14 protein-coding genes are annotated in these 14,607 nt (G+C 65.7%); 4 read left to right on the top strand and 10 right to left on the bottom strand.

Translation table 11 applies throughout. From position 1 onward, the window contains the following. Positions 1–162: 162 nt before the first annotated feature. Together ACSQ3P_RS24190 and ACSQ3P_RS24185 are read left to right on the top strand one after the other, a co-directional pair. Positions 163–912 carry a metallophosphoesterase family protein gene (locus tag ACSQ3P_RS24190; RefSeq protein ID WP_436168008.1) on the top strand — a complete coding sequence of 250 codons (750 nt, stop codon included), beginning with the start codon at positions 163–165 and terminating at the stop codon, positions 910–912. A 666-nt stretch (positions 913–1,578) separates the two neighbouring features. After that, entirely contained in the window at positions 1,579–2,187 is a 609-nt protein-coding gene (locus ACSQ3P_RS24185) for a hypothetical protein (protein WP_436168007.1), read from the top strand. Between the two features lie 401 nt (positions 2,188–2,588). Here the strand turns inward: ACSQ3P_RS24185 and ACSQ3P_RS24180 are convergent, their stop codons facing one another. From ACSQ3P_RS24180 to ACSQ3P_RS24155, 6 genes are all read right to left on the bottom strand, one after another. Then, positions 2,589–2,858, bottom strand: coding sequence for a hypothetical protein (locus ACSQ3P_RS24180; protein WP_103720293.1), 270 nt, complete (start codon positions 2,856–2,858; stop codon positions 2,589–2,591). Between the two features lie 9 nt (positions 2,859–2,867). Then, complete coding sequence (gene infA / locus ACSQ3P_RS24175; protein WP_069690262.1) at positions 2,868–3,140, bottom strand: translation initiation factor IF-1; 273 nt, start codon at positions 3,138–3,140, stop codon at positions 2,868–2,870. An 82-nt stretch (positions 3,141–3,222) separates the two neighbouring features. Beyond that, positions 3,223–4,713: a DEAD/DEAH box helicase gene (locus ACSQ3P_RS24170; RefSeq protein WP_436168006.1), complete on the bottom strand. Its 1,491-nt coding sequence runs from the start codon at positions 4,711–4,713 to the stop codon at positions 3,223–3,225. A 181-nt stretch (positions 4,714–4,894) separates the two neighbouring features. Further along, positions 4,895–5,104 carry a cold-shock protein gene (locus ACSQ3P_RS24165; RefSeq protein WP_092169251.1) on the bottom strand — a complete coding sequence of 70 codons (210 nt, stop codon included), beginning with the start codon at positions 5,102–5,104 and terminating at the stop codon, positions 4,895–4,897. A 380-nt stretch (positions 5,105–5,484) separates the two neighbouring features. Further along, on the bottom strand, positions 5,485–6,201 hold the full coding sequence (locus tag ACSQ3P_RS24160; protein WP_436168005.1) for an HAD family hydrolase: 717 nt from the start codon (positions 6,199–6,201) through the stop codon (positions 5,485–5,487). A gap of 4 nt (positions 6,202–6,205) precedes the next feature. After that, positions 6,206–6,553: an ArsR/SmtB family transcription factor gene (locus tag ACSQ3P_RS24155; RefSeq protein ID WP_436168004.1), complete on the bottom strand. Its 348-nt coding sequence runs from the start codon at positions 6,551–6,553 to the stop codon at positions 6,206–6,208. A gap of 109 nt (positions 6,554–6,662) precedes the next feature. Here ACSQ3P_RS24155 and ACSQ3P_RS24150 point away from each other — a divergent pair, with 109 nt between their 5' ends. Continuing rightward, positions 6,663–7,643 (top strand): quinone oxidoreductase family protein, encoded by a 981-nt coding sequence (locus tag ACSQ3P_RS24150; protein ID WP_436168003.1) that lies wholly within the window; start codon positions 6,663–6,665, stop codon positions 7,641–7,643. Between the two features lie 216 nt (positions 7,644–7,859). Here ACSQ3P_RS24150 and ppdK read toward each other — a convergent pair whose 3' ends face one another. From ppdK to ACSQ3P_RS24130, 4 genes are all read right to left on the bottom strand, one after another. Next, positions 7,860–10,544, bottom strand: coding sequence for a pyruvate, phosphate dikinase (ppdK, locus tag ACSQ3P_RS24145; RefSeq protein WP_436168002.1), 2,685 nt, complete (start codon positions 10,542–10,544; stop codon positions 7,860–7,862). A gap of 172 nt (positions 10,545–10,716) precedes the next feature. Further along, a complete protein-coding gene (locus ACSQ3P_RS24140; RefSeq protein ID WP_436168001.1) occupies positions 10,717–11,136 on the bottom strand; it encodes a type II toxin-antitoxin system VapC family toxin in 420 nt (139 codons plus the stop codon). A gap of 6 nt (positions 11,137–11,142) precedes the next feature. Further along, positions 11,143–11,376, bottom strand: coding sequence for an AbrB/MazE/SpoVT family DNA-binding domain-containing protein (locus ACSQ3P_RS24135; protein WP_103720301.1), 234 nt, complete (start codon positions 11,374–11,376; stop codon positions 11,143–11,145). Between the two features lie 147 nt (positions 11,377–11,523). Next, positions 11,524–12,024: a YcgN family cysteine cluster protein gene (locus ACSQ3P_RS24130; protein WP_436168000.1), complete on the bottom strand. Its 501-nt coding sequence runs from the start codon at positions 12,022–12,024 to the stop codon at positions 11,524–11,526. A gap of 288 nt (positions 12,025–12,312) precedes the next feature. Here ACSQ3P_RS24130 and ACSQ3P_RS24125 point away from each other — a divergent pair, with 288 nt between their 5' ends. Further along, positions 12,313–14,547, top strand: a complete 2,235-nt coding sequence (locus tag ACSQ3P_RS24125) for a transglycosylase domain-containing protein (RefSeq protein ID WP_436167999.1) — start codon at positions 12,313–12,315, stop codon at positions 14,545–14,547. Positions 14,548–14,607 lie beyond the last annotated feature (60 nt).

Genomic DNA, 14,607 nt, shown 5'->3' with positions numbered 1-14,607 from the left:
TCGCGGCGCTCTTGCACGGATATGCCCTTAGCTCACGAATTTTGCATTCAGGCCGATTTACGTTTCTTGCTGCAATCGGCTAGAGGTTCCGGATTTTGTATTGCCTCAAACTACAGCGCCATCGATTTTCGTCGCGGCTGCAATTGATTTGAGGTCGAGGTCGTGCCCGGACATTTATATCGTATCGCCGTCATCGCGGATATTCACAGCAACATAGCGGCGCTGGATGCGGTCTTGTCGGATATTGCTGACCGTAACTGCGACCTGATCGTCAACCTTGGTGATATCGTTTCGGGCCCGCTCTATCCACGAGAGACCGCCGAGAGGCTCATGCCGCTCGGCTTTCCGACAGTGCGCGGCAACCATGAGCGGCAGCTCTTGACACTTGCTACAGCGCAGATGGGTCCATCCGACGCCCTGGCCAAGAACGTGCTGACCAGCCAACAGCTGGCCTGGATCGCGAACATGCCCGAACAGCTCAGGCTCGATGACGGCGTCCTCCTGCTGCACGGAACGCCTGCGAGTGATCTGGCCTACCTCCTGGAAACGGTCGAGCCGCAGGGCTGTCGTGCAGCTACGCCTGCGGAAGTCGAAGACAGACTTTCCGGCGTCGACGCAGCAGTCATCCTGTGCGGGCATACGCATCTCGCGCGTGAAATAAATCTGGCCGATGGCCGCCTCGTCGTGAATCCGGGCAGTGTCGGCCTGCAAGCCTACGAAGAAGCGCAGCCTTGCAGGCATCGCAACGAAGCGGGTTCGCCCCATGCACGATACGCGATCATCGAAAAGCATCCGCAGCGCTGGCGGGCCGCCTTCATCTCCGTTGCGTATGATTGGGAAAAACAGGCTCTGCTTGCCGAGGCGCGAGCGCGCACCGATTGGGCACGCGCACTTCGTACCGGCCGCGTTTGACGGCTCGGCTTGAGCGTCGCAACCGGCATCTGAGCGCTGCCTTTTCCCGGAATTCATTGCAGGACGTCATTCTCGGGCCCGCCTCACGACGATCGGTTCGCCGCGAGCGCTCGATCGAAAAGCTCGGTTCATTGCAGGCCTTCCAGCGGGCGGTGAGGGATGGGACAGGCGCGGGGCCCCTTCTCCCCTGGCGGGAGAAGGTGGCGCGCAGCGCCGGATGAGGGGGCGCCGTGCCCTTTCCGGTTGGCGTCGTGTTCCGCCAGATGGTGAGCTCACAGCGCCCCCTCATCCGTCTCGGCTGCGCCGAGCCACCTTCTCCCGCGAGGGGAGAAGGGAAGAGCGCGCCGCTCGCCCAGCGTCTCGCATCACCTTCGCCCGCAAAGGGAGAGCCGTGCATGATTAGATCATCGGTCAAGCCCGACCATGACGCACTTCGGCTCTCGGATGGCCTGGTCCAAGCGCCCGCGCTATCCACAGGCACGCCGGAATTGCCGCGCATTCGAGCGATCCGCTTCACGCCATTTCAACACCCATGAACGCAGCCGGCCTGTCCGGCTTGGTTAATTTTACCTTGTTTGAGCGTTTACCTTGCGTTCATCACGCTCAGCAGGCTTTCTGATCCCACAAGCGGCACGGTGATGCCGCAGGGCTGGTGGGTTCGAATAGATGCGTCAGGTTTTCGTCACTTCGGCATTCAGCGCGCTTCTGCTGCTCGGCGCGCAAGCCGCCCAGGCGGGCGATTGCGCCGGCTATTCCTGCCGCCCGGCGCCCTCCTGCCGCGGTTCGGCCTGCTACAACCTCGTGCAGACGCCGCCGGTCTACGACACGGTCAGCGAGACCCAGCTCATCCGCCCGGAGCAGACCCAGTCGCGCGTCGTCCCGGCGCAGTATGACTATGTCACCGAGACGGTGATGATCGCACCGCCCCGCCAGATCCCGCATCATCGCCCGGCGCAGTATCACAGCGTCTCCGAGAAGGTGATGATCTCGCCCGCCAGCAGGCGCTGGGAAGTGACCCGCGACGCCTATGGCAATACCACGGGCTGCTGGGTCGAGGTTCCCGCGCAATATGGCTACCAGCAGCGCACCGTCGAGGTTACGCCTCCCACCATCGATTACGAGACCATCCCCGCCGTCTACACCCAGCGCCAGCGCAAGGTGATGGTGCGGCCGACGCAGGTCGTCCATGAGACGCGGCCCGCGCAATACGCGACCCGGCAGCGCAATGTCATGGTGAGCCCCGGCTCACAGCGCTGGGAGCGCGCCGGCTACTGAGTTTTTTAGGTTCTAGGTAGACTTCTTCATCACGGAAAAGACCACTTCAAAGCCCCGGCCCCGGCCGGGGTCTTTTTTTGTGCGGATGATGCGCGGAGCGGGAGCGTTGCGTCGTGATCCGCTGGAGCTGGAGCAAGGCGATTGATGCTCGGAACCGCGCCGTCATCCCGGCCGTAGCGAAGCGGAGCGCCGGGATCCATCATAGGGCGCCGTGCATAGCCTATGAAGGATCCCGGATCTGCGCGGCTTCGCCGCTTGTCCGGGATGACGCGGTGTTTCCGAGCATAGGCGATCCCTGAACGCAAAAAAGGCGCCGCGGTCGCAGCGCCTTCTGGATAGCTTCAGTGGTCATGGGTTCCGGGCTCTTCGGCTCCTGCGCAGCCCCGGAAGACGGCGCCCGCTCAGCCCAGCCCGCCATTGAGCAGGGCCAGCACGCCGACGCCGACCACGAAGGCCAGCATGCGCGCGGGCATGGCGATCAGGCTTCCTGGCGAGCTCCTGGTCGCCAGACCGACGCCGAGTTCGACGACGCCTAAGCCCAGCAGCACAAGGACGAAAGGCGGGAGGGGCGAGGACGCCCCGACCCAGCCCGCCTTGGCAGCGAATGCGACGATGGCGCCGAGCGCCGCGCCGAGAGCGATGAAGACGAATTCGACCCGCGTGAAGCGCATCGTGCCCGGTCAGCGCCGACGGAAGTTCTGATTGCGCGGCGGAGCGCCCGGACCGGGGCCGGCCGTCTTCTGGCGGAAGTTGATGCGGCCGCGGTCAAGATCGTAAGGCGACATCTCGACCACGACGCGGTCGCCCGCGATGGTGCGGATGCGGTTCTTCTTCATCTTGCCGGCCGCATAAGCCAGGATCACGTGTTCGTTGTCGAGCTTCACCCGATAATTGCCGTCGGGCAGCACTTCGACCACCGTTCCGTCGAATTCGAGCAGTTCTTCTTTAGCCATACTGTCGTCCTTCGTGTGCCCGTAGGCGCTGGGTCATGGGCGGCCCGTCAGGCCGCCCCACCCTGCTCTGGCTGTTTGCGCGTCAGTTCGCGCGTCGCCGGGCGCCGTTGGTGCGTCGTTGATCTGTTCTTTGCTGCAAGAACGCGACGCCGCCAAGCCCTTCCTTGGCGGAACCACCGTCTTTTCGCTGCGCAGGCTGTTCGCTGCGCTGCTGCGGCCGATCGTTGCGCGGCGCGTCAGTCCGCGCCGCATCGCTGCGCGGCTCCTGGCGCTGGCCGGCATGGGAAGGCTTGGCAGCATGAGCAGAGTTGCCCGCATGGGAAGGCTTGGCGCCCTGGCGCTGGCCCGAGGGCCGGCCATGGTCGCGTCCGCCGCCGCCATTCTGTCCGCCGCGTCCGCCGCGACCCTGGTTCTGGGCCGGCTTCTTCGGCGTGCGGCCGTCCCAATAGGGAACCTCGCCGATCGGGGTGATGGCGACGCGGGTCAGCTTCTCGATCGCGGCGAGATCGCCGCGCTCTTCCGGCGTGCAGAAGGCGATCGCGACGCCCGACGCGCCGGCGCGCGCGGTGCGGCCGATGCGGTGGACATAGGTCTCGGCCACGTTCGGCAGGTCGAAATTCACGACATGGCTGATGCCGTCGACGTCGATGCCGCGCGCGGCGATGTCGGTCGCGACCAGGATCCGCAATTCGCCGTCACGGAAAGAACCGAGAGCCCGCTCGCGCTGGCCCTGGCTCTTGTTGCCGTGGATCGCGGCCGACTTGATGCCGGCAACCTCGAGCTGGCGGACGACCTTGTCGGCGCCGTGCTTGGTGCGGGTGAAGACGATGGCGCGCTCCATTTCGGGAACGCTGAGCGTCTTCGCCAGCAGCGTCGGCTTGTGGCCGGCCTCGGTGAAGATGACGCGCTGGTCGATCTTCTCGGCCGTGGTCGCGACGGGCGCGACCGAAACCTCGACCGGATCGGTGAGGTAGGCGCCCGCGATATCGCGGATCGGCTTGGGCATGGTCGCCGAGAACAGCAGCGTCTGGCGCTTGGCCGGGATCAGGGTGGCGATCCGGCGCAGCGCGTGGATGAAGCCCAGATCGAGCATCTGGTCGGCCTCGTCGAGGACGAGATATTCGATCTCACGCAGCGAGACGGCGCGCTGATCGACGAGATCGAGCAGGCGGCCGGGCGTCGCGACGAGGATGTCGACATGCTGGCCGAGCGCGCGGATCTGCTTGCCGACAGGCACGCCGCCGAAGACGACGGTCGACTTCACCGTGGTGAAGTTGGCGTAGGCGCGGATCGAGGTCTCGATCTGCGCCGCGAGTTCGCGGGTCGGCGAGAGAATCAGCGCGCGCACCGAGCGCGGCTGCATCCGGCGCGGCTGGTTGAGCAGACGGTGCAGCAGCGGCAGCGCGAAGGCCGCCGTCTTGCCGGTTCCGGTCTGCGCGGCGCCGAGGAGGTCGCGACCCTGGAGAATCGGGGGAATCGCCTGCGCCTGAATCGGCGTGGGCGTGGTGTAACCTTCGGCCGCGAGCGCCTTGAGCAGCTGCTCGGCGAGGCCGAGGTCGGTAAATTGTGTCAAAACAAGTCTTTCTGGACGCCGCGGCGCAAGGGGCACATGTGGGTATCGGCTGTGCCGCCGGATTGCGCCCGGCCATGAGTATTGGCTCTTTCCTGCCGGCGAACCGCTAAGCCACAGCGCCGGAAGGTGTCGTTTGCGAACCGGGCGGGCGCAAGCGCCCACCCGGTCGTATCGTCTGGTATCAGCCGACGGAGAGGTTGCCGGCCGAGGACTTGCCGGTCTTGCGATCGGCGATCAGCTCGTAGGAAACGACCTGACCCTCCTGGAGCTCGCGCAGGCCGGCGCGCTCGACGGCGCTGATGTGGACGAAGATGTCCTGTCCGCCGTTCTCAGGGGTGATGAAGCCATAGCCCTTGGTGGTGTTGAACCACTTGACGGTGCCCTTGTTCATAGACGGTAGTCCTTACGTTTCAGATCCGCGTATTCGATGAGACCCAGGGCTCGACGCGCGGACGCCTCGCCATGGCCTTGTAGCGATGAGTGGTGGATCTGAATCGTGCCCGCCGACCGGGGAAACCCGCGCGGAGGATTGGCCAGAACCCGGCCGCATCTCGTCTTACGTGGGTTGGGCTAGCATAATTTGCAAGCCGGGTCCAGCGCACTCAACTCTGGGTGGAAGGCGGAAGCACGGGGCGACCACTCCCCCCTCCCCGATCTGGCGCGCACCGCCGCCAACCCCGCCGCAGCCAGATCGGACAGACGGGTGGCGAGCCTCTGCAATGCCGAGAACGGCCGCTTCAGCACCCCGAGCAGCAGCGAGGACCCCCGGCGTCAGCGCGGGTCAGCTTCCGCGAGTTCAGCGATGAGGGCGGCCAAACCACCGAGATCGGCAAGCTTGCCGTAGCGGGCCTGCCCTTGCGGCTCCTGCGCATGCTCCAGCGCCCAGGTCAGTTCATGGGGAACATGCACAGCCCAGGCCCCGGCCTCAAGCGCCGGCCAGATGTCCGACTTCAGGGAATTGCCGACCATCATCGCCTGCTCGGCACCATCGCCATGGCGCGCGAAGATCCGCTGATAGGTCGCGACCGTCTTGTCGCTGACGATCTCGATTGCGTCGAAGAAGGCGCCGAGGCCCGATTGCGCAAGCTTGCGCTCCTGGTCGAAGAGATCGCCCTTGGTGATCAGCACGAGCTTGTATTCGCCGGCGAGCACCTCGAGCGTCTCGCGCGCATGCGGCAGCGTCTCGACCGGATGGGCCGCCATCTCGCGGCCCGCAGTGAGGATCTCGCCGATGACCGCTGCCGGCGCCTGGCCTTGCGTGACCTCGATCGCGGTCTCGATCATCGAGAGCACGAAGCCCTTGATGCCGAAGCCGTAGAAGGCGAGGTTGCGCCGCTCCGCCTCCAGCAGTCGGCCGGAAATCTCGGCCGCCTCGCCATGCTCGCCGAGCAGCGCGACGAAGCGCGCCTCGGTCAATTTGAAGAACTGCTCGTTCTGCCAGAGCGTGTCGTCGGCATCGAAGCCGATGGTGGTGAGAGCGCGTTGCATGATCTCATGATACCGGCTCGGCTTCGATGAGCCCAGACGCGGCAGTGGCTTCCGCCATCAAAAGATCGACCAGTCCGGGAAAGCGCTGCCGCAATTCGGCCAGGCGCAGCGCATTCGTGCGGCTGTTGCCGAGATCGACCTGACGGATCAGACCCGATTCCCTGAGCACGCGGAAATGATGCGTGCGCGTCGCTTTCGTCACCGGCAGGTCGAAGGAGCTGCAATGGCGGATCGTATCCGGCCGGGCCGCGAGCGCGAGCACGACCTTGCGGCGGATCGGATCGGCGAGCGCGGCGAAGATCGCCCCGATCTCCATTTCCTCCGGCGCGGGATGGCCGCTGTCGTCTGGCATCAACTCGCTCCAGGCAGGTCTTGTTTAAGGTACGACTTGCTCAAGGTACGACTTGAATCATACCTTAATTCATGCGTCATTGCACCGGCATCATTGGAGGCAACCCCGCATGACCACAAGACGCGCCGCCATCATCAGCGAATTCGGCCCCCCGGACGTCCTGTCCGTCGAGGTGCAGACGCTGCCGCCGCCGGCCCAAGGCGAGGTCCGCCTGCGCCAGACGGCGATCGGGTTCAACTTCATAGACATCTACCAGCGCAAGGGCATCTATCCCCTGCCGCTGCCGACGGGCCTCGGCTTCGAGGCAGCCGGCGTGGTCGAGGCGCTTGGCCCCGACGTCGCCGGCATCAAGCCCGGCGACCGGGTCGCCTATATCAATGCTGGCGTCGGCGCCTACACCGACCGGCGCAACGTGCCGGCCGACAAGCTGGTCGCGCTGCCCGACACGGTCAGCGACGAGGCGGCGGCGACCCTGCTGTTCAAGGGGCTGACCGCCCAGTACCTGCTGCGCAAGACCCATGCGGTCCAGCCCGGCGATCTGCTGCTGGTCCATTCCGCCGCCGGCGGCGTCGGCCAGATCCTGTCCCGCTGGGCGAGCGCGCTCGGCGCGACCGTGATCGGCACGACCGGCTCGCCGGAGAAGCGCGAGGCGGCACTGGCCGCCGGATGCAAGGCCGTGATCGACCTCAACGATCCTGCCTGGCCCACCGCCTTCCTGGAGGCGACAGGTGGGCGCAAGGCGCGCGTGGTCTACGACGCCGTCGGCAAGGACACCTTGCTGCAGTCGCTCGACTGCGCCGCGCCCTTCGGCCTCGTCGTCAGCTATGGCGCAGCGTCGGGCAAGGCGCCCGCGATCGATCCGGAGCTGCTCAACAAGAAGGGCTGCCTGTTCCTGACCCGCCCCTCGATCTTTCCGCATAATGCCGATGCCGCGAGCTTCCGCGCCAACGCCGCCGACCTGTTCGACGCCATCGCCAAGGGCCATGTGCGGGTCGATATCGGCGCGCGCTTCACTCTGGACGAGATCGCCAGGGTCCATGAGGCGGCGGAAGCGCGCAGCGTGAAGGGCGCGATCCTGATCACGCCCTGAGCGGAGTGCCGCCGGGAATCTCGGTCGTTTCGTCTGCTCGCTGCGGCTTCTTGCTTCGAACAAAAGACGCCGTCATTCCGGGCGGAGCGAAGCGGAGACCCGGAATCCATCGTAAGGTACAGAGTTCTACGATGGATTCCGGAGCGGCGCCGCTAACGCGGCTTGTCCGGAATGACGCAGCGCTTAGGTCCGAATGTGAAGTTATCGGAACGCTAGTCAGCCTTCCTTGGCCCGGACCGCGCCAAGCGCCGCCTGCGCGGCGGCAAGCCGCGCGATCGGCACGCGGAAGGGCGAGCAGGAAACGTAATCAAGCCCGACGCTCTCGCAGAAACCGATCGAGGCGGGGTCGCCGCCATGCTCGCCGCAGATGCCGAGCTTGATGTCGGGGCGCGCCTTGCGGCCACGCTCGGCCGCGAGCTTCACCAATTCGCCGACGCCCTCCTGGTCGATGGTGACGAAGGGGTCGTTGGCGAGGATGCCCTTGGCCGTATAGGAGCCGAGGAAGGAGCCTGCATCGTCGCGGCTGATGCCGAGCGTGGTCTGGGTCAGGTCGTTGGTGCCGAAGGAGAAGAACTCGGCGCTTTTGGCGATCTCCTCGGCGCGCAGCGCGGCGCGCGGCAATTCGATCATGGTGCCGACCTGATAGGTCAGAGCGACGCCGCTCTCGGCGATCACCGCCTTCGCCATGGCGTCGATGCGCGCCTTGACGAGGTCGAGCTCGGCCACGCCCATGACGAGCGGCACCATCACCTCCGGGATCACCGGCTTGCCTGTCTCCTTGGCGGCAATCACCGCCGCCTCGAAGATGGCGCGCGCCTGCATCTCGGCGATCTCGGGATAGGCGATGGCCAGACGCACGCCGCGGAAGCCGAGCATCGGGTTGAATTCATGCAGCTCGGCGGCGCGGTGCTTCAGCGCTTCGGGCGTGACGCCGAGCGCCTTGGCGACAGCGGCGATCTCGGCATCGCCATGCGGCAGGAATTCGTGCAGCGGCGGATCGAGCAGGCGGATTGTCACCGGCAGGCCGTGCATGATCGTGAACAGCGAGACGAAATCCTGGCGCTGCATCGGCAGGAGTTTCGCCAGCGCCGAGCGCCGCCCGGCATCGTCCTGGGCCAGGATCATCTCGCGCATCGGCTGGATGCGATCCTCGTCGAAGAACATATGCTCGGTGCGGCAGAGCCCGATGCCCTCGGCGCCGAAATCGCGCGCGGTGCGGGCGTCGTCGGGCGTCTCGGCATTGGCGCGAACCTTGAGGCGGCGGACCTTGTCGGCCCAGCCCATCAGCGTGCCGAACTCGCCGGAGAGCTCGGGCTTCTGCATCTTGATCTCGCCGAGCATGACCTGGCCGGCCGCACCGTCGATGGTGATGAAATCACCGGCCTTGAGCGTCGTCGCACCGACCGTCAGCGTGCCCTTGGCGTAGTCGACGCGGATCTGGCCGGCGCCGGAGACGCAGGGCTTGCCCATGCCGCGCGCCACGACCGCAGCATGCGAGGTCATGCCGCCGCGCGTGGTCAGGATGCCCTCGGCCGCATGCATGCCGTGAATATCCTCAGGGCTCGTCTCGACGCGCACGAGGATGACCTTGCGACCGGCCTTCTTCGCCGCCTCGGCATCATCGGAGTTGAAGACGATCTCGCCGGCGGCTGCGCCCGGCGAGGCCGGCAGGCCGGTCGTCAGGATGCGGCGCTCGGCCTTGGGATCGATCATCGGGTGCAGCAGCTGGTCGAGCGCGCCGGGCTCGATGCGGCCGACGGCCTCCTCTTCCGTGATCAGCCCTTCCTTGGCCAGTTCGACCGCGATCCGCAGCGCGGCCTTGGCCGTGCGCTTGCCGGAACGGGTCTGCAGCATCCAGAGCTTGCCCTCCTGGATGGTGAACTCCATGTCCTGCATGTCGCGGTAATGCCGCTCCAGGATGCCGTAGATGCGAACGAGCTCGGCATAGGCCTCGGGCATCACCTTCTCCATCGAAGGCTTGTCGGAGCCCGCCTCCTTGCGGGCGACCTCCGTGATGTCCTGCGGCGTGCGGATGCCGGCGACGACATCCTCGCCCTGGGCGTTGATCAGGAACTCGCCATAGAGCGCGTTCTCGCCAGTCGAGGGGTTGCGGGTGAAGGCGACGCCGGTCGCCGAGGTGTCGCCCATATTGCCGAAGACCATCGACTGGACGTTGACCGCCGTGCCCCAGGCCGCCGGGATGCTGTTGAGCTCGCGATATTTGATCGCGCGCGCATTCATCCAGGAGGAGAAGACCGCGCCGACCGCGCCCCAGAGCTGGGCCACCGGATCCTGCGGGAACTCCGAGCCGAGCGCCTTCTTGACGATGTCCTTGTACTTGCCGACCAGCACCTTCCAATCCTCGGCGCTCAGATCGGTGTCGAGATGCAGGCCCTTGCGCTCCTTGTAGTCCTCGAGCGCCTCCTCGAAATGGCCGTGATCCACGTCGAGCACGACGTTGGAATACATGGTGACGAAGCGGCGATAGCTGTCCCAGGCGAAGCGGGCATCGCCCGAGGCCTTGGCGACGGCCTCGACGGTGACGTCGTTCAGGCCGAGATTCAGCACCGTATCCATCATGCCGGGCATCGAGGCGCGCGCCCCCGAGCGCACCGAGACCAGCAGCGGATTGGCGGGGTCGCCGAAGACCTTGCCGGTCAACCGCGCCATCTCGGCCAGCGCCGCCTTGGCCTGCCCGTCGAGCTCGGACGGGAATTGCTTGCCGTTGTCGTAGTACCAGGTGCAGACCTCGGTGGTGATGGTGAAGCCCGGAGGCACCGGCAGGCCCAGATTGCTCATCTCGGCGAGATTGGCGCCCTTGCCGCCGAGCAGGTTTTTCATACCCGCCTCGCCTTCGGCCTTGCCGTCACCGAAGGTGTAGACCCATTTACCGCCTGCCATCACCAATGCCTCTTCATCCAGCCACCGCAGCAACGCGACGGCGATCCAAAAGTTTCCAGCGAAGCGCCGCGGGCGCCAGCAAGCGACCGTTCGGCGGAGACGGCGTGGTCATGCCGAAAAGCAGCTGAACAATCAATGAGCGGACCGCTCGCCACAAAGACTGACCGGGCCGTTATGACGTCGACGGGCTCGGCGTCACCAGCGGCACGGTCGGGAAATAGGAGCGATAGCGCGCCGGATCGCGCGTCATCAGGCGATATCCGGAGATGGCGGCATGGGCACCGATAAAAAAATCGGGCAGCGGCGCCTGCTTCGTGCCGCCCTGGCGACGATAGGCCAGGAAGCACTTGCCAGCCAGAAACGCCGCCTCATAGGGCAGCGCCTCGCGATCGATCATCGCCTTCGGCAAGGCAAGGTCGAGATCCTCGATCCGTGAATAACGCACGGAGACCTCGGCATAGATGATCGGGTTGATGACGAGCCGGGCGCTGTCAGCCGCCTCGGAGAGCGCTTGGGCAGACCAGGAAAACCATTGCGGATCCTCGCTCATGACGTCGAGCAGGACGTTGCTGTCGATCAGGATCGCGCTCATTCAGTTTCAGTCATCGCGGGTCAAGGCCATGATGGCCGCAGTGCTCATCGCGACATCGCCCCGGCCGCGCATCTGCGCAATCAGCTTGTCGCCGCGGCCGGCCTTGTTGCGGGATTTGGCGCGCGTGATCCGCACGACCTTGCCATCGAACTCGAAATCGACCTCGGTATCCGGCAGGAGCCCAGCTTTCTCGCGGATATCGGCCGGGATCGTCACCTGACCTTTGGAGGTAATGCGCATCGGCAAAATCCTTACTCTTACAAGTAAGAATAAGAGATCCGAGCGGAATCGCAAGCCTCAGCCGGCCGCGGGGCAAGATCGTATCCGGGCCGCGACGCTCCTTGGGATAATCGTGCTCGAAGCGCATCCTTCAGAATGCACCGCCCCTCATTCGGAAGCGTTGCGCTTCTTCGCCGCGCGCGGCCAGCGCAGCGGCCAGGTGACGATCCGCTCCGGCAGGTCATCCTCGGAGACCTCGTCCTCGCTGCCGGAGACGCGCCCCTTCACCGACACCCCGGCCTCGACCACGGTATGCGGATCGCCCGAGACCAGCGGATGCCACCAGGGCAGATCGCGCCCTGTCGCGACCAGCCGATAGGCGCAGGTCGGCGGCAGCCAGCGTAGCGTGCGCACCGCTTCCGGCGTCAGCGTGATGCAATCGGGTACGATGCTGGAGCGGTTGGGGTAGTCCTTGCAGCGGCAGGAGCCGGCATCGAACAGGCGGCAGCCGACATTGGTCGCGAGGATCTCGCCGCTATCCTCATCCTCGAGCTTGATCAGGCAGCAGCGACCGCAACCGTCGCAGAGCGATTCCCATTGCTCCTTGCTCATCTCCTCAAGCGAGGTCGTGCGCCAGAAGGGCTCGGTCGGGGACGGCTTTTCGGTCATGCCTGTGCTTATGCGCCGCCCCGCCGCGCGAGGGAAGCCAACGCAAGCGCGCATCCAAGCGAGGCTCACACCGATAACCGTTGCAGAGTTGTTCGAGGAAGGGACGGACCCGGGCAGGCCCGAAATCTGCGGACAACGATCGATCCTGCCGTTTCCTCCCTTACCTGGAGACAAAGCGGCGCATATGTGTTTGCGTTCGCGGATTGCGTTGCCGAGGCGGTCGCGTCGCGGCAGGACGGTGACGCGATCTTTCGGACGGCAGCTCTCTTGTGGAGTTCCAGAACGGCGATGGAGTTCAGAAAGGCAGGCTGGAGGACACGTCTGAAGCGCTTCGCGCTGGGCGTCGATTCATGGGTCGATGCCGGACTCTGGAACTCAGGCCGCCGCGCCGGCGAGATTTATGAGCGCATCCGCAGCTTCGCCGACCGCTTCACCGCCACCGGCGGCAAGCGTATCGCCGCCGAATTCGCCAGCGAGGGCCTGAATCTTGGCGTCGTCGGCAGCCTTTTGATGCTGTCCCTGGCGATCCCCTCCTTCCGGGAAGGCCGCGACGAAGCACTGAAGAACCAGGTCTTCGCCGTGACCTTCCTCGACCGCTATGGCTCGGAGCTCGGCCATCGCGGCGCGCGCCATGACGACTCGCTGAAGCTCGAGGAGATGCCCGACCATCTGGTCAAGGCGGTTCTGGCAACCGAGGATCGCCGCTTCTACGACCATTTCGGCATCGACATTTTCGGCACGCTGCGGGCCATGACGGTCAATGCGCGCGCCTCCGGCGTGGTCCAGGGTGGCTCCTCGCTGACGCAGCAGCTCGCCAAGAACCTCTTCCTCAGCAATGAGCGCTCGCTCGACCGCAAGATCAAGGAAGCCTTCCTGGCGCTCTGGCTGGAAGCCCGATTGAGCAAGAACGAGATCCTGAAGCTCTATCTCGACCGCGCCTATATGGGCGGCGGCACCTTCGGCGTTGCGGCGGCGGCGGAGTATTACTTCGGCAAATCGGTCAAGGACGTGTCGCTTGCGGAAGCCGCGATGCTGGCCGGACTGTTCAAGGCGCCGACGAAATACGCGCCCCATGTCAACCTGCCTGCCGCCCGCGCGCGCGCAGGAGACGTACTGAACGCGATGGTCGATGCCGGTTTCCTGACGGCGGGCCAGATCGACAGCGCCAAACGCAACCCGGCGACGCCGGTCGACCGCAAGCGCGATTCCAACCCGGACTATTATCTCGACTGGGCCTTCGACGAGATCAAGCACCTGGCCGACGAGGGCAAGATCGGCTCGGACCGGGTGCTGACCGTGAAGACGCCGCATGATCCCGCGATCCAGAGACAGGCGGAGAAGGCGATCGAGCAGGTCCTGCGCCAGAACGGCCCCGCCTACCGGGTCAAGCAGGCCGCAACGACCGTCATGGACCCGGACGGGGCGGTGCGGGCCATGGTCGGCGGGCGCGATTATGGCATCAGCCAGTTCAACCGCGCGACGTCGAGCCTGCGGCAGCCGGGATCGTCCTTCAAGCCCTTCGTCTATGCGGCCGCCCTGTCGTCTGGCCTTTACCGGCCCAACACCGTCGTTACCGACCGCCCGATCTGCATCGGCAACTGGTGCCCGAACAATTACGGGCGCTCCTATGCCGGCTCGATACCGCTGACCGTGGCGCTGGCGAAATCGATCAATACGATCCCGGTGCAGATGTCGATTGCGATCGGCAAGGCGACCGGCGAAACGCATGAGGCCCGCGCTGCCCGCATCGGCCGGATGAAGATCATCGAGACCAGCCGGGCCATGGGCCTGACCACGCCGCTGACCGACACGGTGTCCCTGCCGATCGGCGCGGCCGAGGTCACGGTGATCGACATGGCGGCCGGTTATTCGGTCTTCGCCAATGGCGGCAAGCGGGCGAAGCCTTATGTCGCGATCGAGATCCGCAACTCGCAAGGCGAGGAGATCTACCGGCACGACCGCGACGAGCCGGCCCCGGAGCAGGTCCTGAGCACCCAGGTGGCGCAGGACATGAACTTCATGCTCTCAAAGGTGCCGACCGAAGGCACCGGCCGGCGCGCAGCGCTGGACGGCGTCGTGACCGCCGGCAAGACCGGTACCACGAACGGCTACAAGGACGCCTGGTATGTCGGCTTCTCCGGCAACCTCGTCGGCGCGGTCTGGTTCGGCAATGACGACTCATCCGAGACCGCGAACATGACCGGCGGCTCCCTGCCGGCGATGGCCTGGAAGGAGATCATGCAGTTCGCCCATCAGGGGCTTGAGCTGAAGCCGATCCCGGGCGTCACACCCCCGACGGACCCCAAGGCCATGACGATCGCCAAAGCGGGCGGCCCGGAGATGTCGCGCGTTGCCCCGGTTTCGGGCCCCGGCGCCGGCCATATGCCGCGCCAATCCTTCGAGGTGCTCTCGGCGGTCGGCGCCATGTTCAAGACGATAGAGTCTGCCCGCGCGCGCGGCTCATCCATTCAGGTCGGTATCCGCGAAATCTCCTCCCCCGGGCGCGAGACGCGCCTGCGCTAGAGCTGGACTATCGGATCCGTGGGCGTGCGGTCCTAGGTTGACGCCGCGGGCTGGGCTGGC

The organism is Allobosea sp. LjRoot9 (assembly GCF_964252745.1).
In the GTDB taxonomy this organism is placed as follows: Bacteria; Pseudomonadota; Alphaproteobacteria; order Rhizobiales; family Beijerinckiaceae; genus Allobosea.
Note: the sequence above shows the minus strand (reverse complement) of the source record. Positions and strands in the feature narration are given on the sequence as shown.

What these genes read in the sequence shown, in the direction of transcription:
- ACSQ3P_RS24185 (WP_436168007.1), top strand. Translation starts at nt 1,579, where the DNA reads ATGCGTCAGGTTTTCGTCACTTCGGCATTCAGCGCGCTTCTGCTGCTC.
- ACSQ3P_RS24150 (WP_436168003.1), top strand. Translation starts at nt 6,663, where the DNA reads ATGACCACAAGACGCGCCGCCATCATCAGCGAATTCGGCCCCCCGGAC.
- ACSQ3P_RS24165 (WP_092169251.1), bottom strand. Translation starts at nt 5,104, where the DNA reads ATGAACAAGGGCACCGTCAAGTGGTTCAACACCACCAAGGGCTATGGC.
- ACSQ3P_RS24180 (WP_103720293.1), bottom strand. Translation starts at nt 2,858, where the DNA reads ATGCGCTTCACGCGGGTCGAATTCGTCTTCATCGCTCTCGGCGCGGCG.
- ACSQ3P_RS24160 (WP_436168005.1), bottom strand. Translation starts at nt 6,201, where the DNA reads ATGCAACGCGCTCTCACCACCATCGGCTTCGATGCCGACGACACGCTC.
- ACSQ3P_RS24140 (WP_436168001.1), bottom strand. Translation starts at nt 11,136, where the DNA reads ATGAGCGCGATCCTGATCGACAGCAACGTCCTGCTCGACGTCATGAGC.
- ACSQ3P_RS24125 (WP_436167999.1), top strand. Translation starts at nt 12,313, where the DNA reads ATGGAGTTCAGAAAGGCAGGCTGGAGGACACGTCTGAAGCGCTTCGCG.
- ppdK (WP_436168002.1), bottom strand. Translation starts at nt 10,544, where the DNA reads ATGGCAGGCGGTAAATGGGTCTACACCTTCGGTGACGGCAAGGCCGAA.
- ACSQ3P_RS24155 (WP_436168004.1), bottom strand. Translation starts at nt 6,553, where the DNA reads ATGCCAGACGACAGCGGCCATCCCGCGCCGGAGGAAATGGAGATCGGG.
- ACSQ3P_RS24130 (WP_436168000.1), bottom strand. Translation starts at nt 12,024, where the DNA reads ATGACCGAAAAGCCGTCCCCGACCGAGCCCTTCTGGCGCACGACCTCG.
- infA (WP_069690262.1), bottom strand. Translation starts at nt 3,140, where the DNA reads ATGGCTAAAGAAGAACTGCTCGAATTCGACGGAACGGTGGTCGAAGTG.
- ACSQ3P_RS24135 (WP_103720301.1), bottom strand. Translation starts at nt 11,376, where the DNA reads ATGCGCATTACCTCCAAAGGTCAGGTGACGATCCCGGCCGATATCCGC.